Below are 20,888 nucleotides of genomic sequence, written 5' to 3' on the forward strand. Positions count from 1 at the left end.
TGGACGGTGAGCTGTTCTGGCCCTCTGGTCGGTCAGCCGACGCGTCGACAGCACAGGAACAGCTGTTCCTCCGGCGGCAGCGTGGTACTGGCCGGCGCGTACGGATGCCCCGAGCACTCCTCGACGGCGAAGCCGGCCGCGACCAGGACCCGTTCCAGATCCTCCCTCAGATACCCACTGATCCGCAGCTCTCTGCCAAGGAACGGAAGCGGAACGTGATCCAGGTCCGCCTCGACCATACCGAGCACCAGCAGTCCGCCCGGCCGCAGGAGTTCGCGCAGGCGGCCGAGCACGATCGGGATCTCGTCCTGCGGCAGCAGGATCAGCGAGAAGAACGCGGTGACGGCGGCGAAGGTGCCGCGGCCCGCCGACCCCAGCGCGGGCACGCCCCACACCCGGTCGGCGCGCTCGGTGGCCAGATCGTACAGGTCGATGCGGTGGAACTCGGCCGGGTGCGCTCCCTCGATCCGAGCCCGGCGGGCCAGCGTCAGCATCACGTCCGAGAGGTCTATCCCGGTCACCCGCAGCCCGCCGGCGGTCAGCTGGCCCACGGTCGGCTCACCGGTGCCGCAGCCCACGTCCAGCACCCGGGCGCCGGGTTCCAGCTCGGCGAGCAGCCGCCGCCCGCACTCCAACTGGCCGTCCTTGGCGGGGAAGGCCTCGCCGTACCCGGCACCGATGGTGTCGAAGGCGACCGCCTGCAGGGCCCGGGCTGCCCGGCGTCGCCGCACGTCGGGGCCCTCGGGGCCGTCGTCGCCTGCGTCCTCGCCGACGGGGAACGCGTCGGATATCTGTCCGGTCGTCACGTTGAGAGGCACCCTTCCACCCGTGGCCTCCGGTCGGCTCCTCCGCAGCCTCCTGGGCCGCTGCCGGTGGCGGTACGTCACGCTCCCCGCATCACACAGACGGCCTGCACCCCGACCCGTTTCCGGCAGACACTCGTGTGTGTACTGGCATCTGAGAATATGCGCGATCACTGCGCCATGGGGTCCCTTTCCGGCCAACTCGTCATGCTTGGGCCGATGTGGGACGGGTCCGCGGAAGCACGGGGGTGCGGGCCGGGTGGTGCGAGCGGCCCCGCACGCCGCACGGCGCGCCGGGGCGGACGTCGCTGACCTGCGGTTTCGCCGGTCCGCAGGCTGACAATCGGACGTTTATCGAACGTCAATCGGTGGGGTGCACAGTAATGACCAGCGCCGGGGAAGCGTTGAGGGCGCTCCCGCAGCCGGGGGGCTGCGGGAGCGCCGACGCGCGGATCGGGGGAGGTGCTCCGCGGGGGAGCGGAGGCCTCAAGGCGCGGGGGGAGAAGAGAAGGACTCGGTGTGCTGTCGGGAGATGAGGTCCGCCACGGGGGAGGCCTCCGGCACACCGAGCCGCGTGAAGATCGCGTGCGCCTCCTGCAGACAGGCGAGCCCGCGGGCCGGCTGGGCGAGGGCGAGCAGCGCCTCGCCGAGCGCGGCGTTGGCGAGGCCCTGGCAGTAGGCGGAGTCCAGCTCCTGGGCGATCGCGAGGGAGCCACCGGCGGCCTCGGCGGCTTCGGTGTGCTCTCCGGCAGCCAGTAGGGCGGAGGCCAGGCGGGCCAGCGTGTAGCCCTCCCAGAGGGCGTTGCGCTGGGACTGGTAGAGCTGGTGGGCTTCCCGCAGGTGCGGGACGGCCTCGGCGCCGGGGAGGACCACGCCGAGCTGATAGAGGGTCTGGGCGAGCAGCGGGTCGTTCTTCGACTCCCGTGCGGCGGACACACCCTCACCGGCGGACTTGATTGCCGTCTCGGTCATTCCGAGCCGATGTTGCGCCCGGGCCATGTTGCTGACGATCCGTGCCTCCGCCTTCGGCGCGCCGACGGCTTGGCTGGTCGTCCTGGCCTGTTCCAGGAACGGCAGGGCCTCGGCCGGACGGTTGCCCACACTGAGGATCACGCCCAGCATGTTGGCGGTGGCCAGGAGCAGCACGGTCGGGACCTCGGGTGCCTGGTGGTCCAGGCTCCGCCGGAACGACTGCTCGGCCCCCTGGAAGTCGCTGGTGGCAGACTGCAGGGTGCCCAGGGCGAGGTGCACCCTGGCGAGGACGGCATGGTCGTTGCGGAGCTCCGCCTCGTGGCGGACGGTCTCCAGGATCTGTCGGCCCTGTGGGCCGTGGGTCGGGTCCGGGCCGAGGCCGTACAAGAGGATCAACAGGTCGATCGCCGCGTGCTGCAGGGCGAGGGGTCCGTTCGCCGCCGCCGCCATGGCATTGAGCAGCACGGCGCCCTCGGTCCGCAGCCAGTCCTGCGCGGAGCCGCTGTTCAGCAGGCTGATCCCCGGAGAGGTGGGCGTGGTCAGCAGCTCCGGCTCCGTGTCATCGGGCTCGATGGCCCGGGCCGCGTTGCGGACGGTCGGGATCAGCAGGTCGAGCAGCCGCAGTACCGCCTGCTCCTGCTCCCTGGTGTCCCCGATCCGCTCGTTCTTCCGCTGGGCGTAGAGCCGGAGCAGGTCGTGGTAGCGGTAGCGGCCGGGGGCGAAGCACTCCAGCATGTTTGCCTCGACGAGGGCTTCGGCGAGGTCCTCGGCGGTGTACTCGTCCACGCCGAGCAGCGCCGCGGCAGCCGCCAGTGGGATGTCGGGCGAGTCGATCAGGGCGAGGAGCCGAAAGGCGCGGGCCTCGTCCACGGACAGCTGTCCGTAGCCAAGCCCGATGGTGGTTTCCACGGCGAGGTTGCCGAGCTGGAGTTCGTCCAGTCGCCGTCGCTGGTCGGCTAACCGGCTGGCTAGGTCGGAGACGCTCCAGCGCGGCCGACTGGCCAGCCGGGCGGCGGCGATGCGCACGGCCAGCGGCAGGAAGCCGCAGGCGGTGACCACCTTCATGGCGGCCTCGGGCTCGGCGGCGACCCGGTGTTCGCCGACGATGGCCGAGAAGAGCGCGAGCGCCTCGTCGGGCGTCAGCTCCTCCACGTCGAACAGCTGGGCACCCGGGATCCCGGCCAGCCGGGAGCGGCTGGTGGCGAGCACCGCGCAACCGGAGACGCCGGGGATGAGCGGTCGGATCTGCTCGGCGTCGCGCGCGTTGTCGAGCAGGATCAGCATCCGTCGGCTGGCGAGCAGTGAACGGTAGAGCGCGGCGCGCTGTTCGAGCGCGTCGGGGCTCTCGGTGACGCCGAGCGCGTGCAGGAAGTCTCCCAGGACGACCACCGGATCGGCGGGCGAGGCACCGGCCCCGCGCAGGTCGACGTAGAGCTGCCCGTCCGGGAACTCGGTGCGGACGCGGTGGGCGACGTGCACCGCGAGGGTGGTCTTCCCGACGCCGCCTATCCCGGCCAGCGAGGTCACCACCACGGCTTGGCCGGTGGCGTTCATCAGGACCGTCGAGAGGTCGCCCACCAGCTTCGAGCGGCCGCTGAAGTCAGAGACGTCGGCCGGAAGTTGAGCCGGAGCGGGAGGCGCGGCCAGGCCGTCCTCGCGGGCGACGGAGACCGGGACCGCCGGCAGGGTGAGCGTGGGGTCGGCCGCGAGGATGCGGTTGTGCATCGACGACAGACCGACGCCCGGTTCGACGCCGAGCTCCTCGATCAGGAGTTTGCGGGTGTCGGTGTAGACGCCGAGCGCCTCGGCCTGCCGGCCGCAGCGGTAGAGCGCCAGCATCAGCAGCTCGCGCAGCCGTTCGCGCAGCGGGTGCTCGGCCGTCAGGTTGTTGAGCTCGACGACGATCTCGGCGTGCAGGCCGATGTCGAGGGCCGCGGCGCACAGTTCCTCGGCGGCGGCGACCTGGCGCTCGGCCAGCCGGAGCCGCTGGGCGTCCGCGTACGGACCGGGGATGCCGGTCAGCGGACGGCCGCTGAACAGGTCCAGCGCCTGGGCCAGCAGTCGGTGGGCCTCGCGCTTGTCGCCCGAGGTGCGGGCGGTCGCGGCCTCGGCGGAGAGCCGCTCGAAGACCGAGAGGTCGAGGGCCTCGCCCGGGATGCGCAGGGCGTACCCGTCGGCGACGGAGACCAGTAGCTCGGCGGGGCGGCGCACTTCCCGCTGCGGCTCGATGACGGAGCGCAGGCGCGAGACGTAGGTGCGGAGCGCGGCCACGGCCTGGGTCGGGGGTCGGTCGCCCCAGAGCGCGTCGACCAGGTCCTGGGTGGTGACCGGGCGTCCTGAGTGCAGCAGGAGGGTGGTCAGAACGGCCTGCTGCTGCGGGGAGCCGAGGGAGAGGGGTTTGTCGTCGAGCCACGCCTGGACCGGACCGAGGACTTGGAAGCGCAGCGCAGGTGCCTGCGGCGTCTCCCGAAACTCCATGAAGTCCCCCGATGGCCTGTCGTGTTGATTCCGTGAAAGGGCGCTCGGCGGTCCGCCGCGGTGGTTCAGCTTAGGCGGACGCCCGACTCTGCCGGACGGCACCGCAAGTCGCGCGGTGTTTATCGGACATTTAATCAACCCTACGATACTGTCCCCGCGCCCGCGCCACGGAGGTCGGGCAGGACACATTTGATGACCGAAAGGCGGCCACTCAATGGCCAACGACCAGAGCGCTGCCCAGGCGCCGGCGACGCCCGCGAACGGGACGACGACCGAGGCCCCGGCCACCGCTGTGGAGGCGGGCAAGGCTGTCGAGGGTGCCGTGACCGCGTCCTCGAACGGGGCCGTGTACACCGCGCCGACCGACGCCGACAAGACCGCGTTCGAGAACGGTCCGTTCGGTGACGAGGGCGAGTACGTAACGGAGCCCACTCCGCCGGCCACCGGCGACCCGGGCAAGCCGCGCGAGCCGCTGAACATCGTGGGCGGCCACCCGTAAGCAGTCCTCGCCCAGTGCCCCCGCGTCCCCGTCCGGGCGCGGGGGCACTTCTGGTGCTGTGCGTGCCAATTCGTGTGCGGGTCCATCGGGTGGCCGATTCCCACTCTCGATGCACGCATGGTGACGGTCGTTATCCGTAACGTGCCCGGCGGCAGGCCCCCGGGCGTTCCGGAATTCCGGATTCACCGGGTGATTAACGGGGTCCGAATGCCGTGGTTTGCGTGGATTTTGCCGCAATTACCGGGGCTGATCGCATTCAGCCGAATCGCGGGGCTCGGGGGCGGGTGAGACGTGGTTCGGTTCGGCGGTCCATTCGCGACCGCCGTGCTCGGGGCGCAGGTAGTGCTCGCCGCCGATGGTTCCCATGTAGATGCCGGTGCGTCCGGTCCTCCGGTCGAGGACGAGGTCACCCACCTGTGGCCGGTAGGCCTTGGGGTTGCGCTGTCGGGTGCTCACCTCACCGCTCCTTCGCTCTGTCGCGACTGGCCAGCATCTCTAGAGAAGCTAATATCTCTAGAGATGTCAACGGTCGTATCTCCTTACCGGCGGCCGTGGGCGCGCCTAGGATTGTCCGAGGGAGAGGGAGCGCGATGACCGGCAGCAGTGGCGACAAACAGCCCAAGTACCAGCGGATCGCCGACTCCCTCAAGGCTGCCATCGACCACGGCCGCTACCGCGCGGGGGACCGGCTGCCCGGCGAGAACGACCTGATGGACGAGTACGGCGTGGCCAGGATGACGGCCCGTCAGGCGCTCGGCGTGCTGCAGAGCGAGGGCATCGCGGAGGCCCGCAAGGGGTCCGGGGTGTTCGTCCGGGACTTCCGGCCGCTGCGCCGGCGCGGCATCCAGCGGCTGGCGCAGGGGCAGTGGGGCTCCGGCCGGTCGATATGGTCCGCGGACATCGACAACCGCAGCCTGGTGGTCGACCAGGTGTCGGTCACCGAGCAGGGCGCGCCCGAGCACGTGGCCCGGGTGCTCGGGGTGGAGCCGGGCGTCCCGATGTGCGTGCGGCACCGCCGCTTCGTCCTGGACGGCAAGCCGGTGCTGCTCTCCACCTCCTACCTGCCGGCCGTCCTGGTCGCGGGCACCGCGATCACCCGCGAGGACACCGGCCCCGGCGGCACCTACGCCCGGCTGGCCGAGATCGGCGCCAAGCCCGTGCACTTCCGCGAGGAGGTCCGCTCCCGGATGCCCGGCGCCGAGGAGGCCGCCCGCCTCGAACTCTCCGCCGGCACCCCGGTGATCCTGATCTGCCGCACCGCCTTCGCCGACGAGGGCCAGGTCGTCGAACTCAACGAGATGATCCTCGACGCCGCCTCCTACGTCCTGGAGTACGACTTCGACGCCTGAGGCGGACCGGGGCAGACCGGGACAGGCCGGGGTTCAAGCCAGAAGCGGAACCGCCCCGGTCGCGAGGGCGGCCGGGGCGGTTCGGGGCGGGCGCGGGGCGCTCCGCGGGGGCTACTCCTTGGAGCGGATCCGCAGGTTGGTGATCAGCGGGCCCTCGGTGGTCTCGCGGAAGAAGTCGTTGCCCTTGTCGTCGACGACGATGAAGGCCGGGAAGTCCTCGACCTCGATGCGCCAGACGGCCTCCATGCCGAGCTCGGCGTACTCCAGCACCTCGACCTTCTTGATGCAGTCCTGGGCGAGGCGGGCGGCCGGGCCGCCGATGGAGCCGAGGTAGAAGCCGCCGTGGGCGGCGCAGGCGTCGGTGACCTGCTTGCTGCGGTTGCCCTTGGCGAGCATGACCATCGAGCCGCCGGCGGCCTGGAACTGGTCGACGTAGGAGTCCATCCGGCCGGCCGTGGTGGGGCCGAAGGAGCCGGAGGCGTAGCCCTCGGGGGTCTTGGCCGGGCCGGCGTAGTAGACCGGGTGGTCCTGGAGGTACTTGGGCATGCCCTCGCCGGCGTCCAGGCGCTCCTTGATCTTGGCGTGGGCGATGTCGCGGGCGACGACGAGCGTGCCGGTGAGCGAGAGCCGGGTCTTGACCGGGTGCTTCGACAGCTCGGCGCGGATCGCGGACATCGGCTGGTCGAGGTCGACGCGCACCACGTCCTCGTCCAGGTGCTCGTCGGTGGTGTCCGGCAGGTACTTCGCCGGGTCGGTCTCCAGCTGCTCCAGGAAGACGCCCTCGGCGGTGATCTTGCCGAGCGCCTGGCGGTCGGCGGAGCAGGAGACGGCCATCGCGACGGGCAGCGAGGCGCCGTGGCGGGGGAGGCGGACCACGCGGACGTCGTGGCAGAAGTACTTGCCGCCGAACTGGGCGCCGATGCCGATCTTCTGGGTCAGCTCGGTGACCTTGGCCTCCAGCTCCAGGTCGCGGAAGCCGTGCCCGGTCCTGGCGTTGCCCTCGGTCGGCAGGTTGTCCAGGTAGTGCGCCGAGGCGTACTTGGCGGTCTTGAGCGCGAACTCGGCGCTGGTGCCGCCGATCACGATGGCCAGGTGGTACGGCGGGCAGGCGGCGGTGCCGAGGGAGCGGATCTTCTGCTCCAGGAACGAGAGCATGCTGGCCTCGTTCAGGATGGCCTTGGTCTCCTGGTACAGGTACGACTTGTTGGCCGAGCCGCCGCCCTTGGCCATGAAGAGGAACTTGTACGCGTCGCCGTCGGTGGCGTACAGCTCGATCTGGGCCGGCAGGTTGTTGCCGGTGTTCTTCTCGTCCCACATGGTGACCGGCGCCATCTGGGAGTAGCGCAGGTTGAGCTTGGTGTACGCGTCGTACACGCCGCGCGCGATGGCGGACTCGTCGGCGCCGGAGGTGAGCACGTTCTGGCCGCGCTTGCCCATGACGATGGCGGTGCCGGTGTCCTGGCACATCGGCAGGATGCCGCCGGCCGAGATGTTGACGTTCTTGAGCAGGTCGAGCGCGACGAAGCGGTCGTTCGGGCTGGCCTCCGGGTCGTCCAGGATGCGGCGCAGCTGGGCGAGGTGGGCAGGGCGCAGGTAGTGCGAGATGTCGTGCATCGCCTCGGCGGTGAGCAGGCGCAGCGCCTCGGGCTCGACCTGGAGGAAGGTGCGGCCGCCGGACTCGAAGGTGGAGACACCCTCGGAGGTGAGCTTGCGGTACGGGGTCGGGTCAGCGCCCAGGGGGAGCAGGTCGCTGTACTCGAAGTCTGGCGTGGGAGCCATCGGGGCGGTCCTTAGGGGTCCAGTGGTCCGGCTGCGTCGGCGAAGCACCATCCAGGGTAGGACCCGGCCGCGGGACGCATGCGGACAGGTCTGCCTTGCGTGACCGGGCTCACTCGGGCAGGAGTGCGAGCGACTAGGCTTGGCCCGTGAACTACACGCCGGACAACACGCCGGAGAATTCGCCGGAGAACTCGCCGTCGCAGGAGGGTCCGGGGCAGCCGCCGGTGTCGGCGCCCGTTCCCCTGACCAAGCCCGAACCCGAGCCGCGGCCCGCACCGGTGGCCGCCCCGCGGACGCCCGCCGCCCCGGTGGCGGAGGCGGAGCTGCGGGTCTCGGACGCGGACCGCGAGCGGGTCGCGGAGCTGCTGCGGGACGCCTACGCCGAGGGGCGGCTGGACGCGGAGGAGCACGCCGAGCGGATCGAGGCCGCGTACGCCGCCAAGACCTTCGGCGACCTCGTCCCGCTGACCAGGGACCTGCCCGCGCACCGCTCGGTGTCCTTCGACAAGCCGCCGCTGGGTGCCGCGGCGCCGGCCCCCGCGCCCGCCAGGCCGCTGCCGCCGGCGCGGCACGAGGCACCGTCGGTGGTGGCGATCTTCGGCGGCGCCTCCCGCAAGGGCCGCTGGCGGGTGGGTTCGCACCTGACGGCCTTCACCGCGTTCGGCGGGGTGGAGATCGACCTGACCGACGCCGTCTTCGAGTCCCCCGAGGTGGAGATCACGGTGACGGCGGTGTTCGGCGGGGTCGACATCCGGGTGCCGGAGAACGTGACCCTGCTCGGTTCCGGGGTGGGCATCTTCGGCGGTTTCGACGTCCGGGAGCAGACCGCGGCGGACCCGTACGCTCCGGTCGTGCGGGTCAAGGGCCTTGCCCTGTTCGGCGGTTGCGAGGCCAAGCCGCGCCGGGGCAAGAAGCTCAAGGAGTGGGTGCGTAAGCAACTCGGGACGGATTAGCCCGAATTGACCTTTTGGGTGCCCGGCCGGGGATCAACTCCCGGTCGGGCACTCGGCGTTGTGTCCGGTGCACTCCGTAGTCGATTGCGTGCAGTGTGCATGAATCGCGGCCGGACGGGGTAGTTCCTTCCGCACATCGCTTCTTGTACGGCTGTGCACCGGAGGCGGCCCAGCGGCCGCCCCGGGCGTTGGACAGCGGGGGCTCGCAGCCGGGCAGGGGAGCGAGGTTCCCCGTGTCCGAGAGCCTCGTCAGGAGTACGGCCGTGCTGCATCCGATCGAGTCCCGCACCACCTCGCCAGTCGCCGCCGCCCAGTTGCTGGAGCGCCGTCCGGCCGTTCCCCCGCAGCCGCAGCCCCCGGGCGGCACGGCGGGTCAGGCCGCGGGTGAGGACAATCCGTGGCACACCGGTGCGGCCTGTCGGCGGGACGAGGTGGGGCTGTTCTTCGCGCCCTCGAAGGAGCCGACGGCGGCCCGGTTGTCACGGGAGGAGCAGGCCAAGCAGGTGTGCGCCCGCTGCCCGGTGCTGCTGGAGTGCCGCGAGCACGCGCTGGCCCAGCCGGAGCCGTACGGGGTCTGGGGCGGGCTGACGGCCGCCGAGCGGCGGGTGGTGCTGGCCCGGCGCCGCCGCCGGGACGCGGAGCTGCGCGAGGCGGCCCGGGTGGCCACGGCCGGGCGCCGGATAGCGGGTTGACGCCGGGCCGAAGACCCGCGGCCGCACTTTCTGCGATGGTCGCCGCGGCGACCGGGACGGATACGCCGCGCGGCCCCGGCGGAGGGGGGAGTCCGCCGGGGCCGCGCGTTGTGACGACTGCTTCCGGTCCGGGTCAGTTGGCCCGGTCGAAGTCGATGGCGCTGTAGGCCCGCAGCTTCGACAGCTTGTGGACCGAGTTGATCTCGCGGATGGTGCCGCTCTTGGAGCGCATCACCAGCGAGCTGGTGGTGGCGGTCTCCGAGCGGTAGTGCACGCCGCGCAGCAGCTCGCCGTCGGTGATGCCGGTGGCGACGAAGAACACGTTCTCGCCGCTGACCAGGTCGTTGGTGGTGAGCACCCGGTCCAGGTCGTGACCGGCGTCGAGGGCCTTCTGCCGCTCGGCCTCGTCCTTGGGCCACAGCCGGCCCTGGATGACGCCGCCCATGCACTTCATCGCGCAGGCCGCGATGATGCCCTCGGGGGTGCCGCCGACGCCCAGCAGCAGGTCCACGCCGGTGCCCTCGCGGGCGGTCATGATGGCGCCGGCCACGTCGCCGTCGGTGATGAACTTGATCCGGGCGCCCGCCTCGCGGATCTCCCGGACCAGGCCGTCGTGGCGCGGACGGTCGAGCACCATCACGGTGACGTCCTCGACGGCGCTGCCCTTGGCCTTGGCGACCCGGCGGATGTTGACGGCCGGCGGGGCGGTGATGTCGACGAAGTCGGCGGCCTCGGGGCCGCAGACCAGCTTGTCCATGTAGAACACGGCGCTGGGGTCGAACATGGTGCCGCGGTCGGCGACGGCCAGCACGGCGACGGCGTTGGCCATGCCCTTGGCGGTCAGCGTGGTGCCGTCCACCGGGTCGACCGCGACGTCGCACTCGGCGCCGGTGCCGTCGCCGACCCGCTCGCCGTTGTAGAGCATCGGGGCTTCGTCCTTCTCGCCCTCGCCGATGACGACGACGCCGTTCATCGAGACGGTCGAGACGAGGGTGCGCATGGCCTTCACGGCGGCGCCGTCGGCCCCGTTCTTGTCGCCACGGCCGACCCACCGGCCGGCGGCCATCGCGGCCGCCTCGGTGACCCGGACGAGCTCGAGCGCGAGGTTCCGGTCCGGAGCCTCGGGCGCGACCTCCAGGGCACTGGGAAGGTGGTGCGGGTACTGCGTGGTCATCGTCGTTACCTCTCTGTACGCGACGGCCAGTGAGCGCCCGACTACTGCCAGGTCGAACGCCGTGGTGAGGGTGATGCGATCGTATCTGCCCACGAGATGACTGTCTGTGGCGCGGGTCGCCATCCCGGGCGGAAGGCCCCGGTTCGTCCCGGTTCACCCGTACGTGCACACCCCGGGTGGCCGGGCCGGTGTGTGGATGAGTCACCATGGGTGGGTGGCTGCAGAGAGCAAGGGCATGAGGGGTCGGCAGACCGTACGGGACATGGTCCTGTCGATGCTGGCGGTCGGTTTCGTCGTCTGGATCGGTTACCTGTTCCTCCCGCACGACGCGAACGGCGATCCGGTGCACGTGGTCGCGTACAAGGTCGAGGCGGCCTCGGCGAAGCGCGCCGCGCCGTACCCGCTGCTGTCCCCGGAGGGGCTGTCCGACAAGTGGCGGGCCACCTCGGTCAGCTACACGCCGGCCGGCATCAACAACGGCAAGGGCAACGCCTGGCACCTGGGCTTCGTGACGCCCTCCGGCCAGTACGCGGCGGTCGAGCAGGCCGACGTCCCGCGCGAGAAGCTGCTCGCCGACAAGGTCGCCGGCGCCCAGCCGGACGGCACCGCGGACACCGCCGGGCGCACCTGGGACCGGGTGCAGGGCGACAAGGCCCGCGCGCTGACCGTCCAGACCGGTTCGGCCACCACCATGATCACCGGCACCGCGTCCTACGAGGAGATGGCCGAGCTGGCCCAGGCGCTCAAGTAGCGCCGGGCCCCGCCCGGGCGCGGAGGCCCCGGCGCCCCACTCGGGCGCGGAACCCCCGGCGCCCCGGACACGCGGAAGGGCCCGCACCGGTACGGAACCGGTGCGGGCCCTTCGCCGTCGCGGGGTGCGATCAGACCGTGGTGACGACCTGGTCGTACTCCAGGCGCGGGGAGCGCGGGAACCAGGCGTCGTCGCCCGGCTTGCCGATGTTGACCACGGCCAGCACCGAGTGCTCGCCGTCGCCGAAGAACTCCTTGTTGAGGCCCTCGGCGTCGAAGCCGGTCATCGGGCCGGCGGCCAGGCCGGCGGCGCGCACGCCGATGATGAAGTACGCGGCCTGGAGGGCGCCGTTCAGCGCGGCGGAGCGCTCACGGACGGTGCGCTCGGAGAAGAACACGTCCTTGGCCTGCGGGAAGTGCGGGAACTGGGTCGGCAGCTCCTCGTGGAACTCGTTGTCCGCGGCCAGGATGGCCACCAGCGGGGCGGTGGAGGTCTTGGCCTTGTTGCCGTCCGCCAGGTGCTGGACGAGGCGCTCGCGACCCTCGGCGGAGCGGACCAGGACGACGCGCAGCGGCTGCTGGTTGAAGGCGGTCGGGCCGAACTTGACCAGGTCGTAGATGGCCTGGACCTGCTCCTCGGTGACCGGCTCGTCGGTGAAGGTGTTGGCGGTGCGGGCCTCGCGGAACAGCAGGTCCTGAGCGGCGGCGTCGAGTACCAGGGCGTCGGTGGTCATGCTTTTGCACCTCATGCGGGAGGGGGTTCGTCGGGGTGACCGGCGGGGCCGATCGCTTCCTCCAACATAGGTGAAGATTCAACGATTCCCCAAGCCCTTGTGAGCTGCCTCACAGGCCGGGGCCGTGCGCCAGGGATCGTGTACTCGGGATCGTGTACCCGGGGCCGGGTCACTCCCCGGCCGGGCCCGCGCCCTCCTCGGCGGCCAGTGCGGCGTCCAGTCGGGCCCGGGCGCCGTCCAGCCAGCGCTGGCAGACCTTCGCCAGCTGCTCGCCACGCTCCCACAGCGCCAGTGACTCCTCAAGGGAGGTGCCGCCGTTCTCCAGCTGCCGGACCACGTCCAGCAGCGCGTCCCGGGCGTGCTCGTAGCCCAGCGCGTCGTCCGGGGTCGGCGCCGCCGCGTCCTGCTGCTCCTGCTGCTCTGCCATGCGTGCCAGCGTAGGGGCTGGTGCCGACAGGGGCGGGTTCCACGGGCCGAAACCCGGGTGCGGCCGGGCGGCCCGCGGCGTTAGCCTCCGCGGCATGATCGAAGTCCGCCCCGCCGCCCCCGCCGACGCGCCCGAGCTGGTCCGGCTGCGCAACGTGATGCTGCAGGAGATGCCCGGCATGGCCGCGTCGGCCGGTCCCGCCCCCTGGCAGGCCGCCGCCGAGCGGATGCTGCGCGAACGGCTGGCCGCCCCGGCCGAGGAGCTCACCATGTCCGCCTTCGTGGTCGACGACCCGGAGCGCCCCGGCCGGCTCGCCGCCTGCGCCGTCGGCACCCTGGAGCACCGACTGCCCTCGCCCGGCAACCCGGACGGCCTGTTCGGCTCCGTCTTCAACATCTGCACCGACCCCGACCGGCGGCTGCGCGGCTACGCCCGGGCCTGCACCGAGGCGCTGCTGGACTGGTTCGACGGTCGCCGGGTCGGCCGGGTCGACCTGCACGCCAGCAGCGGCGGCGAGGCGCTCTACCGCAGCCTGGGCTTCGCCGAGTACTCGACGGCGCTGTCCCGCAAGCGCCCCTACTGAGGCTCCGCCGGGGCCTTCGGCTGAGGCTCCGCCGCGCGCCGGGGCTCCGCCGGGGTGTCCGGCGTCCCGGCGGCCACGGTGACGTCGAAGCCGCCGCCCGCGACCCGGGCGTGCAGCCCCTCCCCGGCCGCGAGCAGCGCCGGGTCCGTCACCACCGTGCCGTCGGTCCGCTGCAGCACCGCGTAGCCGCGCTCCAGGGTGGCCGCCGGGGAGAGCGCGACCACCCTGGCCAGGGTGTGGCCGAGGTCGCTCTGAGCGTGGTCCAGCCGGTGCCGCAGGGTGCGCCGGGACCGCTCCAGCAGGCCCTCCACCTCCTGGCCGCGCCCGTCCAGCATCCGGTGCGGGGCGGCCAGCGCCGGGCGGCTGCGCAGCCCGTCCAGCCCGTGCTGCTCGCGCTCGACCCGGGCCTGCACGTGCCGGCGGGCCCGGTCGCGCAGCTGGCGGACCTTGGCCAGCTCCTCGCCGACGTCCGGAACCACCCGTTTGGCGGCATCGGTCGGGGTGGAGGCGCGCAGGTCGGCGACGAAGTCCAGCAGCGGCTGGTCCGGTTCGTGCCCGATCGCGCTGACCACCGGCGTACGGGCGGCCGCGACCAGCCGCACCAGCCCCTCGTCCGAGAACGGCAGCAGGTCCTCCACGCTGCCGCCGCCGCGGGCCACGATGATCACGTCCACCTCGGGGTGCTCGTCCAGCTCCCGCACCGCCGCGCTCACCCGCTCCACCGCGCTGACCCCCTGCACCGGGACGTTTCGCACCTCGAAGCGCACCGCCGGCCAGCGCCGCCGGGCGTTCTCCAGCACGTCCCGCTCGGCCGCCGAGCCGCGCCCGGTGACCAGCCCGACGCACTGCGGCAGGAACGGCAGCCGCCGCTTGCGCTCCGCCGCGAACAGGCCCTCCCCGGCCAGGCGCCGCTTGAGCTGCTCCAGCCGGGCCAGCAGCTCGCCCAGGCCCACCGGGCGGATCTCCGAGGCCCGCAGCGACAGCTGCCCGCGCGCCGCGTACCACTCCGGCTTGGCGTGCACGACGACCCGTGAGCCCTCCTGCACCACGTCCGCGACCTGCTCGAACACCGAGCGGAAGCAGGTCACCGTGAGCGAGACGTCGGCCTGCGGGTCGCGCAGGGTCAGGAACACCACGCCCGCGCCGGGGCGGCGGCTGAGCTGGGTGATCTGCCCCTCGACCCACACCGCGCCGAGCCGGTCGATCCAGCCGCCGATCAGCGCGGAGACCTTGCCGACCGGGAGCGGGGCTTCGGGGGAGCTGGGGTTGGCCATGCGTACGAGGCTAGCGGCGCCCGCCGACACCGGCCCCGGCAAGGCCCGGCGACACCGGCCCCGGCGACGCCCGGCGACACCGGCCCCGGCAAGGCCCGGCAACGCTCGGCGACACCAGGACTAGCGGCGCCCGCCGACGCCGTGCGCCGTACTGCCCTGCACGCCGAGCACCACCAGGCCGACCGCCAGCCAGACCAGCCCGACCAGCTGCGCCGTGGTCGAGGCCTCGTAGACCACCGCGCCGATCACCGCGATCCCCAGCAGCGGGACGACCAGGTGCCGGAGCCGGTCGGGCGAGCCGTGCCGGACGGTGTACCAGCCGATCACCGAGGCGTGCAGCAGCGCGAAGGCGGTCAGCGCGCCCACGTTCACCACCGAGGTCAGCTGGTCCAGCCCGTCGTCCCGCTCGGCCGCCCAGACCGCCGCCGCCATGGTGACCACCGCGGCCGCCAGCAGCGCCCGGCGCGGCACCGCGCTGCCCGGGTCGACCGAGCCGAGCACGCGGGGCAGCCGCCCGTCCCGGGCCATCGCGAAGACCAGCCGGCCGGCCGCCGCCTGCCCGGCGAGCGCCGCGAAGGCCGCGCCGATCGCCTTGCTGCTCGCCACCAGCACGTGCAGCCAGTGGCCGATGCCGCCCTCCACGGTGTCGTAGAAGGCGGAGCCCTGGGCGGCCGGGTCGGCGGCCAGCTGCTGCGGGGTGTCGGGTTCCAACACCGCCGCCAGGTAGGTCTGGACGACGAACAGCAGCCCGGCCAGCGCCAGGCACCACAGCACCGCCCGGGCCACCGCGACGGAGGCGCCGACCGCCTCCTCGACGAAGGTCGCGATCGCGTCGAAGCCCAGGTAGGAGAGCACCGCGACGGACACCGCCGAGATCACCGCGGTGAGCGAGAAGCCCCCGACGGCGGTGAAGGGCGTGTCCCAGCCGCGCCGCGCGCCGTCCCGCACCAGCACCACCACGGCCGCGACCACGAACACCGCCAGCACCGCGATCTCCAGCGCGAGCACCGCGAAGCCGACCGCGGCCGCCGTCCGCACCCCGGCCAGGTTGAGCGCGGTGGTCACCAGCACGGCGACCGCCGTCCACACCCAGCGCGAGACCCCGGGCACGAGCGAGTTCAGCGCGATCCCGGAGAACAGGTAGGCCACCGCGGGGATCAGCAGGTAGTCCAGCATCGCCATCCACCCGGCGATGAACCCCGGCCCCTCGCCCAGCCCGGCCCGCGCGTAGGCGAACACCGAGCCGGTCTGCGGCACCGCGCGGACCATCTGGGCGTACGAGAAGGCGGTGAAGCCCATCGCGACCGTCGCCGCCAGGTAGACGGCCGCCACGGCGCCGTGGCTCCGGGCGTCCAGCACGCCGAAGACGCCGACCGGGGCCATCGGGGCGATGAACAGCAGCCCGTAGACCATCAGATCGCGGACGCCCAGGGTGCGGCGCAGGCCGCTCGGCGTCGGCTGCTCGTTCACAGCGCTCATGGAGACCAGATTTGAGCAGATTCCGACCCTTTGCGACCGGAAAGCATCCGGCCCGGGCGGGGCGGCCCGCCCCGGGCGGTGGGACTCCCGGTCGCCCGTACGATGGGGGCATGTCCAACACCGCGCAGCGCCGTGTCCTGCTCGCCGCCCCCCGGGGCTACTGCGCGGGTGTCGACCGCGCCGTGATCGCCGTGGAGAAGGCCCTGGAGCAGTACGGGGCGCCCATCTACGTCCGCAAGCAGATCGTCCACAACAAGTACGTGGTGCAGACCCTGGAGAAGAAGGGCGCGATCTTCGTCGACGAGACGGAGGAGGTGCCCGAGGGCTCGATCGTGGTGTTCTCCGCGCACGGCGTCGCCCCGTCCGTCCACGACGAGGCGCGGGCCGGCAAGCTCGCCACCGTCGACGCCACCTGCCCGCTGGTCACCAAGGTGCACAAGGAGGCCGTGCGCTTCGCCGACGAGGGCTACGACATCCTGCTGGTGGGCCACGAGGGCCACGAGGAGGTCATCGGCACCATGGGCGAGGCCCCGGACCGGATCCACCTGGTGGACGGCGCCGAGGACGTCGCCAACGTCCAGGTGCGGGACGAGTCCAAGATCGTCTGGCTCTCCCAGACCACCCTCTCGGTGGACGAGACCATGGCCACCGTCGGCGAGTTGAAGAAGCGCTTCCCGGCGCTGGTCAGCCCGCCCAGCGACGACATCTGCTACGCGACCCAGAACCGCCAGGTCGCGGTCAAGCAGCTGGCCCCGGAGACCGACCTGCTGATCGTGGTCGGCTCCAAGAACTCCTCCAACTCGGTCCGCCTGGTCGAGGTCGGCCTGGAGTACGGCGCCAAGGCCGCCCACCTGGTCGACTTCGCCGAGGAGATCCAGGAGTCCTGGCTGGAGGGCGTCACCACGGTCGGCCTGACCAGCGGCGCCTCGGTGCCGGAGATCCTGGTCGACGGCGTGCTGGAGTTCCTGGCCGCGCGCGGCTACGACACGGTGGAGACGGTCAAGACCGCCGAGGAGCACCTGACCTTCTCGCTCCCCAAGGAGCTGCGCCGCGACCTGCGCGCCGAGGCGGCCGGCAAGCTCCAGTAGGCGCGTCCGACACGCCCCGGGCCTGCCACGACGGACCCGGTACCCCGCGCGGGGTACCGGGTCCGTCGTGCTGAGTGGGCCCGTCGATTGCGCTGCGCCCCCGCCCGGGCTCTCGTAGCTTTGTGCACAGGCTGTGGACGAGCCGGTCGACGGCCGAACGGCGGAAGCGAACGGCGGAAGGCGGAACGATGACGGCGGTATTCGGCGTGGACATCGGCGGCTCGGGCATCAAGGGCGCCCCGGTCGACCTCGCCCGGGGCGCCCTCACCCAGGAGCGGTACAAGGTGCTCACCCCGCAGCCGTCCGAGCCCGGGGCGGTGGTCGCCGCCGTCCGCGAGGTGGTCCGCCACTTCGACCACCAGGGGCCGGTCGGGCTGACCTTCCCCGGGGTGGTGGTCGGCGGCCGCACCCGGACCGCGGCCAACGTGGACAAGGGCTGGATCGACCTGGACGCCGAAGGCCTCTTCCGCGACGCGCTGGGCCTGCCCGCGACCGTGCTCAACGACGCGGACGCGGCCGGCCTCGCCGAGACCGAGCACGGCGCCGGGCGGGGCCAGTCGGGCGTGGTCCTGGTGCTCACCTTCGGCACCGGCATCGGCAGCGCGCTCTTCGTGGACGGCACGCTGGTGCCCAACACCGAACTGGGCCACCTGGAGCTGCGCGGCAAGGACGCCGAGCGCCGGGCCTCCTCGGCCGCCAAGGAGCGGCACGACCTGAGCTGGGAGCAGTGGGCCGGGCGGGTCGACGAGTACCTGGACCTGGTGGAGATGCTGTTCTCCCCGCAACTGATCGTGATCGGCGGCGGGGTGAGCCGCAAGCACGACAAGTTCCTGCCGCTGCTGAGGGAGCGCGGGGCACGGGTGGTGCCGGCGGAGCTGCGCAACGACGCGGGCATCGTCGGGGCCGCCATGGCGGCGGCCCGGGCGGCGGGCTGACGGCCCGCGCGCCGGGCCGTCAGCGGGAGCGGTGGATCCGGCGCTGGGCGACGAAGCGGGCGAGCACGATCAGCGCGGCCAGCCCGGTGCCGGAGAACAGCCAGCCGGCCCGCAGCGCCAGGCCGGTCGCCAGCGCCACCACCTGGGCGGTGATGCCGGAGGAGCCGACCGGGGCGAGCGCCAGCAGCGCCACGGCGAAGGCGATCGGCCCGCTGATCGGGGCGGCCAGCAGGTCGGCGTAGCGGACCCGGACGGCCAGCTGGAAGCAGACCACCAGGTAGCCGAGGCCGAACAGCCAGCCGAGGTCGTCGAAGAGCAGCCGGTCCAGTCCGGCCACCGCCAGCGTGGCCAGCACGGCGACCACGCCGGTGCCGATCGCGGTCAGCCGGGTCGGCCGGCCGGTCCGGCGCCGTCCGTACACGCGCAGCCGGCGCTGCGGGGACGGGCGTGCGGCGGGCCGGTCGGCCACCGGGCGCAGCCGGGACGGGGGAGCCGCGGGGGCTCCGGCGCTCTCGGGCGCCCGGCCGGGACCGGGGACGGCGGCCGGGGCCGCGCCGGTCGGCGGACGGCGTCTGGGCCCTGGCGGCTGGGTACGGATGCTCTGCTCCACCCGCCCAACGTACGGTCCGATCATCGCCACACTGTGTAATGGACCGTTCAGGTCTTGTCCCGTGTCCCCGGATGGCGTACTCCTGTGATCGTCACTCAAGGGGCTGACCTGCTCGGCCGAGTCGACACATCATGATCATCCGATCACCGTACGGGGGACGACCGCATGACCGCCGACTTCACCTTCGAACGCCTCGACCACGTCCAGCTCGACATCCCGGCCGGTGCCGAGGACGAGTGTCGCGCCTTCTGGTCCGGCGTGCTCGGGATGACCGAGCTCCCGAAGCCCCCGGTGCTGGCGGCGCGCGGCGGCTGCTGGTTCCGCGGCGGCGGGGTCGAGGTGCACCTCGGCGTCACCCCGGACTTCCGCCCGGCCCGCAAGGGGCACCCGGGCATCCTGGTGACCTCCCTGGACGCCCTGGCCGAGCGGCTCGCCGCGCACGGCCACGAGGTCACCTGGGACGACCACCACCCCGGCCACCGCCGCTTCTACTCCGCCGACCGGCTGGGCAACCGGCTGGAGTTCCTGGAGCCGCTGCCCGCGCCGACCGAGGCGTGAGCCCCGGCAGGCGCTGCCCGTAGACTTGGGGGTCGGCCCGTACGGTGCCGACCCAACTCCTCCAAGCCCACGGGACTGCGCTTCATGTCGCTCACGATCGGAATCGTCGGCCTGCCGAACGTCGGCAAGTCGACCCTGTTCAACGCCCTGACCAAGAACGACGTGCTGGCGGCCAACTACCCGTTCGCCACCATCGAGCCGAACGTCGGCGTCGTCGGCGTCCCGGACGCGCGGCTGGCCAAGCTCGCCGAGATCTTCGGCTCGCAGCGCATCCTCCCGGCCACCGTCGACTTCGTCGACATCGCCGGCATCGTGCGCGGCGCCAGCGAGGGTGAGGGCCTGGGCAACAAGTTCCTCGCCAACATCCGCGAGTCGGACGCGATCTGCCAGGTCGTGCGCGCCTTCACCGACCCGGACGTGGTGCACGTGGACGGCAAGGTGTCGCCCAAGGACGACATCGAGACCATCCACACCGAGCTGATCCTGGCCGACCTCCAGACCATCGAGAAGGTCCTGCCGCGGCTCCAGAAGGAGGCGCGCCTCAAGAAGGACACCGCCCCCGTGCTGGCCGCCGCCGAGGCCGCCCAGGCGGTCCTGGAGACCGGCAAGACCCTCTTCGAGGCCGGCTTCGACACCGCCCCGATCCGCGAGCTGCACCTGCTGACCGCCAAGCCCTTCCTCTACGTCTTCAATGTGGACGAGGACGAGCTGGCCGACGAGGACTTCAAGAACGCCCAGCGCGCGCTGGTCGCCCCGGCCGAGGCGATCTTCCTCAACGCCAAGATCGAGTCCGAGCTGATCGAGCTCGACGACGCCGAGGCCCTCGAACTCCTCCAGTCCATGGGCCAGGAGGAGCCCGGCCTCGCCACCCTCGCCCGGGTCGGCTTCGACACCCTCGGCCTGCAGACCTACCTCACGGCCGGCCCGAAGGAGACCCGCGCCTGGACCATCAAGAAGGGCGCCACCGCCCCCGAGGCCGCCGGAGTCATCCACACCGACTTCCAGAAGGGCTTCATCAAGGCCGAGGTGATCTCCTTCGACGACCTGGTCGAGACCGGCTCCATCGCGGAGGCCCGCTCCAAGGGCAAGGCCCGCATCGAGGGCAAGGAATACATCATGCAGGACGGCGACGTCGTGGAGTTCCGCTTCAACGTCTGACCGACCGCCACACCCGAAGGGGCCGGACTCCCACGGGAGTCCGGCCCTCTCGGGATTGTCCGGCGGGCTCAGTTCTCGTAGTGGTAGCGGCACTGGGCGATCAGGATCGAGTCGTCGGTGACCTTGTAGATCAAGCGGTGCTCGTCGTTGATCCGGCGCGACCAGTAGCCCTGGAACCCGTGCTTGAGCGGTTCCGGTTTGCCGATCCCCTCGTTGCCGTTGCGCGCGACGTCGGCGATGAGCGTGTTGATCCGCCTGAGGGTCTTGCGGTCCTGGGCCTGCCACCACAGGTAGTCCTCCCAGGCGCGGGAGGCGAAGGTGATCTTCACTCCGGGTCCGCCAGCTCCCGTACGGTCCCTCCGCCGTTCTCCAGCTCCTCGATGGAGGCCAGCAGGCGGCGGGCGTTCGCGGGGCTGCGCAGGAGGTAGGCGGTCTCCTTGAGGGACTGGTAGTCCTCCAGCGAGACGATGACCACCGGTTCGTGCCCGGCGCGGGTGATCACTATCTCCTCGCGGTCGTCCGTGACCGCGTTGAGCACCTCGGCGTAGCGTGCGCGGGACTCCGAGTAGGTCATCGTCCTCATGGCTCGACTC

General features: G+C 72.2%; 22 protein-coding genes. 10 read left to right on the forward strand and 12 right to left on the reverse strand.

The features are described 5' to 3' along the window. Nucleotides 1-32: 32 nt before the first annotated feature. Together ACZ4W5_RS07795 and ACZ4W5_RS07800 are read right to left on the reverse strand one after the other, a co-directional pair. Entirely contained in the window at nt 33-731 is a 699-nt protein-coding gene (locus ACZ4W5_RS07795; protein WP_402487134.1) for a class I SAM-dependent methyltransferase, read from the reverse strand. 558 nt (nt 732-1,289) lie between these two features. Then, on the reverse strand, nt 1,290-4,253 hold the full coding sequence (locus tag ACZ4W5_RS07800) for an AfsR/SARP family transcriptional regulator (protein ID WP_465653534.1): 2,964 nt from the start codon (nt 4,251-4,253) through the stop codon (nt 1,290-1,292). 214 nt (nt 4,254-4,467) lie between these two features. Between ACZ4W5_RS07800 and ACZ4W5_RS07805 the strand changes: the two genes are divergently transcribed. Continuing rightward, nucleotides 4,468-4,752 carry a hypothetical protein gene (locus ACZ4W5_RS07805; RefSeq protein ID WP_465653535.1) on the forward strand — a complete coding sequence of 95 codons (285 nt, stop codon included), beginning with the start codon at nt 4,468-4,470 and terminating at the stop codon, nt 4,750-4,752. A 237-nt stretch (nt 4,753-4,989) separates the two neighbouring features. Here ACZ4W5_RS07805 and ACZ4W5_RS07810 read toward each other — a convergent pair whose 3' ends face one another. Continuing rightward, nucleotides 4,990-5,208 (reverse strand): hypothetical protein, encoded by a 219-nt coding sequence (locus ACZ4W5_RS07810; protein WP_360230970.1) that lies wholly within the window; start codon nt 5,206-5,208, stop codon nt 4,990-4,992. A 134-nt stretch (nt 5,209-5,342) separates the two neighbouring features. Between ACZ4W5_RS07810 and ACZ4W5_RS07815 the strand changes: the two genes are divergently transcribed. Then, nucleotides 5,343-6,101 carry a GntR family transcriptional regulator gene (locus tag ACZ4W5_RS07815; protein ID WP_360230968.1) on the forward strand — a complete coding sequence of 253 codons (759 nt, stop codon included), beginning with the start codon at nt 5,343-5,345 and terminating at the stop codon, nt 6,099-6,101. A 111-nt stretch (nt 6,102-6,212) separates the two neighbouring features. Here ACZ4W5_RS07815 and ACZ4W5_RS07820 read toward each other — a convergent pair whose 3' ends face one another. Further along, complete coding sequence (locus ACZ4W5_RS07820) at nt 6,213-7,880, reverse strand: fumarate hydratase (RefSeq protein ID WP_465653536.1); 1,668 nt, start codon at nt 7,878-7,880, stop codon at nt 6,213-6,215. Nucleotides 7,881-8,122: 242 nt separating this feature from the next. On the opposite strand from ACZ4W5_RS07820, the gene ACZ4W5_RS07825 reads away from it, so the two are divergent. Continuing rightward, a complete protein-coding gene (locus ACZ4W5_RS07825; protein ID WP_402487136.1) occupies nt 8,123-8,833 on the forward strand; it encodes a DUF1707 SHOCT-like domain-containing protein in 711 nt (236 codons plus the stop codon). A gap of 314 nt (nt 8,834-9,147) precedes the next feature. Then, nucleotides 9,148-9,525 (forward strand): WhiB family transcriptional regulator, encoded by a 378-nt coding sequence (locus ACZ4W5_RS07830; RefSeq protein ID WP_402487137.1) that lies wholly within the window; start codon nt 9,148-9,150, stop codon nt 9,523-9,525. Between the two features lie 133 nt (nt 9,526-9,658). On the opposite strand, the gene glpX is transcribed toward ACZ4W5_RS07830, so the two are convergent. Further along, nucleotides 9,659-10,699 carry a class II fructose-bisphosphatase gene (glpX, locus tag ACZ4W5_RS07835; RefSeq protein ID WP_360230962.1) on the reverse strand — a complete coding sequence of 347 codons (1,041 nt, stop codon included), beginning with the start codon at nt 10,697-10,699 and terminating at the stop codon, nt 9,659-9,661. A 214-nt stretch (nt 10,700-10,913) separates the two neighbouring features. Between glpX and ACZ4W5_RS07840 the strand changes: the two genes are divergently transcribed. Next, a complete protein-coding gene (locus ACZ4W5_RS07840) occupies nt 10,914-11,450 on the forward strand; it encodes a DUF4245 domain-containing protein (RefSeq protein WP_402487117.1) in 537 nt (178 codons plus the stop codon). A gap of 130 nt (nt 11,451-11,580) precedes the next feature. Here ACZ4W5_RS07840 and ACZ4W5_RS07845 read toward each other — a convergent pair whose 3' ends face one another. Both ACZ4W5_RS07845 and ACZ4W5_RS07850 read right to left on the reverse strand, forming a co-directional pair. Continuing rightward, on the reverse strand, nt 11,581-12,183 hold the full coding sequence (locus ACZ4W5_RS07845) for a malonic semialdehyde reductase (RefSeq protein WP_360230958.1): 603 nt from the start codon (nt 12,181-12,183) through the stop codon (nt 11,581-11,583). 169 nt (nt 12,184-12,352) lie between these two features. Further along, entirely contained in the window at nt 12,353-12,610 is a 258-nt protein-coding gene (locus ACZ4W5_RS07850) for an exodeoxyribonuclease VII small subunit (RefSeq protein ID WP_360230956.1), read from the reverse strand. Between the two features lie 94 nt (nt 12,611-12,704). On the opposite strand from ACZ4W5_RS07850, the gene ACZ4W5_RS07855 reads away from it, so the two are divergent. Beyond that, nucleotides 12,705-13,193 (forward strand): GNAT family N-acetyltransferase, encoded by a 489-nt coding sequence (locus ACZ4W5_RS07855; RefSeq protein WP_465653537.1) that lies wholly within the window; start codon nt 12,705-12,707, stop codon nt 13,191-13,193. Here ACZ4W5_RS07855 and xseA read toward each other — a convergent pair. Together xseA and ACZ4W5_RS07865 are read right to left on the reverse strand one after the other, a co-directional pair. Continuing rightward, nucleotides 13,187-14,467, reverse strand: coding sequence for an exodeoxyribonuclease VII large subunit (gene xseA, locus ACZ4W5_RS07860; RefSeq protein ID WP_360230952.1), 1,281 nt, complete (start codon nt 14,465-14,467; stop codon nt 13,187-13,189). The genes ACZ4W5_RS07855 and xseA overlap by 7 nt on opposite strands. A 120-nt stretch (nt 14,468-14,587) precedes the next feature. After that, nucleotides 14,588-15,946: an APC family permease gene (locus tag ACZ4W5_RS07865; protein ID WP_465653538.1), complete on the reverse strand. Its 1,359-nt coding sequence runs from the start codon at nt 15,944-15,946 to the stop codon at nt 14,588-14,590. Between the two features lie 110 nt (nt 15,947-16,056). On the opposite strand from ACZ4W5_RS07865, the gene ACZ4W5_RS07870 reads away from it, so the two are divergent. Together ACZ4W5_RS07870 and ppgK are read left to right on the forward strand one after the other, a co-directional pair. Continuing rightward, nucleotides 16,057-17,034 carry a 4-hydroxy-3-methylbut-2-enyl diphosphate reductase gene (locus ACZ4W5_RS07870; RefSeq protein WP_465653539.1) on the forward strand — a complete coding sequence of 326 codons (978 nt, stop codon included), beginning with the start codon at nt 16,057-16,059 and terminating at the stop codon, nt 17,032-17,034. A gap of 188 nt (nt 17,035-17,222) precedes the next feature. Then, nucleotides 17,223-17,969: a polyphosphate--glucose phosphotransferase gene (gene ppgK, locus ACZ4W5_RS07875; RefSeq protein WP_465653540.1), complete on the forward strand. Its 747-nt coding sequence runs from the start codon at nt 17,223-17,225 to the stop codon at nt 17,967-17,969. A 19-nt stretch (nt 17,970-17,988) separates the two neighbouring features. Here ppgK and ACZ4W5_RS07880 read toward each other — a convergent pair whose 3' ends face one another. Continuing rightward, nucleotides 17,989-18,579 carry a DUF6542 domain-containing protein gene (locus tag ACZ4W5_RS07880; protein WP_360230944.1) on the reverse strand — a complete coding sequence of 197 codons (591 nt, stop codon included), beginning with the start codon at nt 18,577-18,579 and terminating at the stop codon, nt 17,989-17,991. A 165-nt stretch (nt 18,580-18,744) separates the two neighbouring features. Between ACZ4W5_RS07880 and ACZ4W5_RS07885 the strand changes: the two genes are divergently transcribed. Further along, nucleotides 18,745-19,137, forward strand: coding sequence for a VOC family protein (locus tag ACZ4W5_RS07885; protein ID WP_363429964.1), 393 nt, complete (start codon nt 18,745-18,747; stop codon nt 19,135-19,137). A gap of 84 nt (nt 19,138-19,221) precedes the next feature. After that, entirely contained in the window at nt 19,222-20,295 is a 1,074-nt protein-coding gene (gene ychF / locus ACZ4W5_RS07890) for a redox-regulated ATPase YchF (RefSeq protein ID WP_360230940.1), read from the forward strand. Nucleotides 20,296-20,363: 68 nt separating this feature from the next. Here the strand turns inward: ychF and ACZ4W5_RS07895 are convergent, their stop codons facing one another. Together ACZ4W5_RS07895 and ACZ4W5_RS07900 are read right to left on the reverse strand one after the other, a co-directional pair. Next, entirely contained in the window at nt 20,364-20,624 is a 261-nt protein-coding gene (locus ACZ4W5_RS07895; protein ID WP_360230938.1) for a Txe/YoeB family addiction module toxin, read from the reverse strand. Further along, complete coding sequence (locus ACZ4W5_RS07900) at nt 20,621-20,878, reverse strand: type II toxin-antitoxin system Phd/YefM family antitoxin (protein WP_360230936.1); 258 nt, start codon at nt 20,876-20,878, stop codon at nt 20,621-20,623. Before ACZ4W5_RS07900 ends, ACZ4W5_RS07895 begins: the two co-directional genes overlap by 4 nt. Nucleotides 20,879-20,888: the final 10 nt, after the last annotated feature.

The organism is Kitasatospora sp. NPDC029367 (assembly GCF_055569135.1).

Coding starts and splice junctions, on each gene's coding strand:
- ACZ4W5_RS07800 (WP_465653534.1), bottom strand. CDS start 4,253: ATGGAGTTTCGGGAGACGCCGCAGGCACCTGCGCTGCGCTTCCAAGTC.
- ACZ4W5_RS07805 (WP_465653535.1), top strand. CDS start 4,468: ATGGCCAACGACCAGAGCGCTGCCCAGGCGCCGGCGACGCCCGCGAAC.
- ACZ4W5_RS07815 (WP_360230968.1), top strand. CDS start 5,343: ATGACCGGCAGCAGTGGCGACAAACAGCCCAAGTACCAGCGGATCGCC.
- ACZ4W5_RS07820 (WP_465653536.1), bottom strand. CDS start 7,880: ATGGCTCCCACGCCAGACTTCGAGTACAGCGACCTGCTCCCCCTGGGC.
- glpX (WP_360230962.1), bottom strand. CDS start 10,699: ATGACCACGCAGTACCCGCACCACCTTCCCAGTGCCCTGGAGGTCGCG.
- ACZ4W5_RS07845 (WP_360230958.1), bottom strand. CDS start 12,183: ATGACCACCGACGCCCTGGTACTCGACGCCGCCGCTCAGGACCTGCTG.
- ACZ4W5_RS07850 (WP_360230956.1), bottom strand. CDS start 12,610: ATGGCAGAGCAGCAGGAGCAGCAGGACGCGGCGGCGCCGACCCCGGAC.
- ACZ4W5_RS07855 (WP_465653537.1), top strand. CDS start 12,705: ATGATCGAAGTCCGCCCCGCCGCCCCCGCCGACGCGCCCGAGCTGGTC.
- xseA (WP_360230952.1), bottom strand. CDS start 14,467: ATGGCCAACCCCAGCTCCCCCGAAGCCCCGCTCCCGGTCGGCAAGGTC.
- ACZ4W5_RS07865 (WP_465653538.1), bottom strand. CDS start 15,946: ATGAGCGCTGTGAACGAGCAGCCGACGCCGAGCGGCCTGCGCCGCACC.
- ACZ4W5_RS07870 (WP_465653539.1), top strand. CDS start 16,057: ATGTCCAACACCGCGCAGCGCCGTGTCCTGCTCGCCGCCCCCCGGGGC.
- ppgK (WP_465653540.1), top strand. CDS start 17,223: ATGACGGCGGTATTCGGCGTGGACATCGGCGGCTCGGGCATCAAGGGC.
- ACZ4W5_RS07885 (WP_363429964.1), top strand. CDS start 18,745: ATGACCGCCGACTTCACCTTCGAACGCCTCGACCACGTCCAGCTCGAC.
- ychF (WP_360230940.1), top strand. CDS start 19,222: ATGTCGCTCACGATCGGAATCGTCGGCCTGCCGAACGTCGGCAAGTCG.
- ACZ4W5_RS07900 (WP_360230936.1), bottom strand. CDS start 20,878: ATGAGGACGATGACCTACTCGGAGTCCCGCGCACGCTACGCCGAGGTG.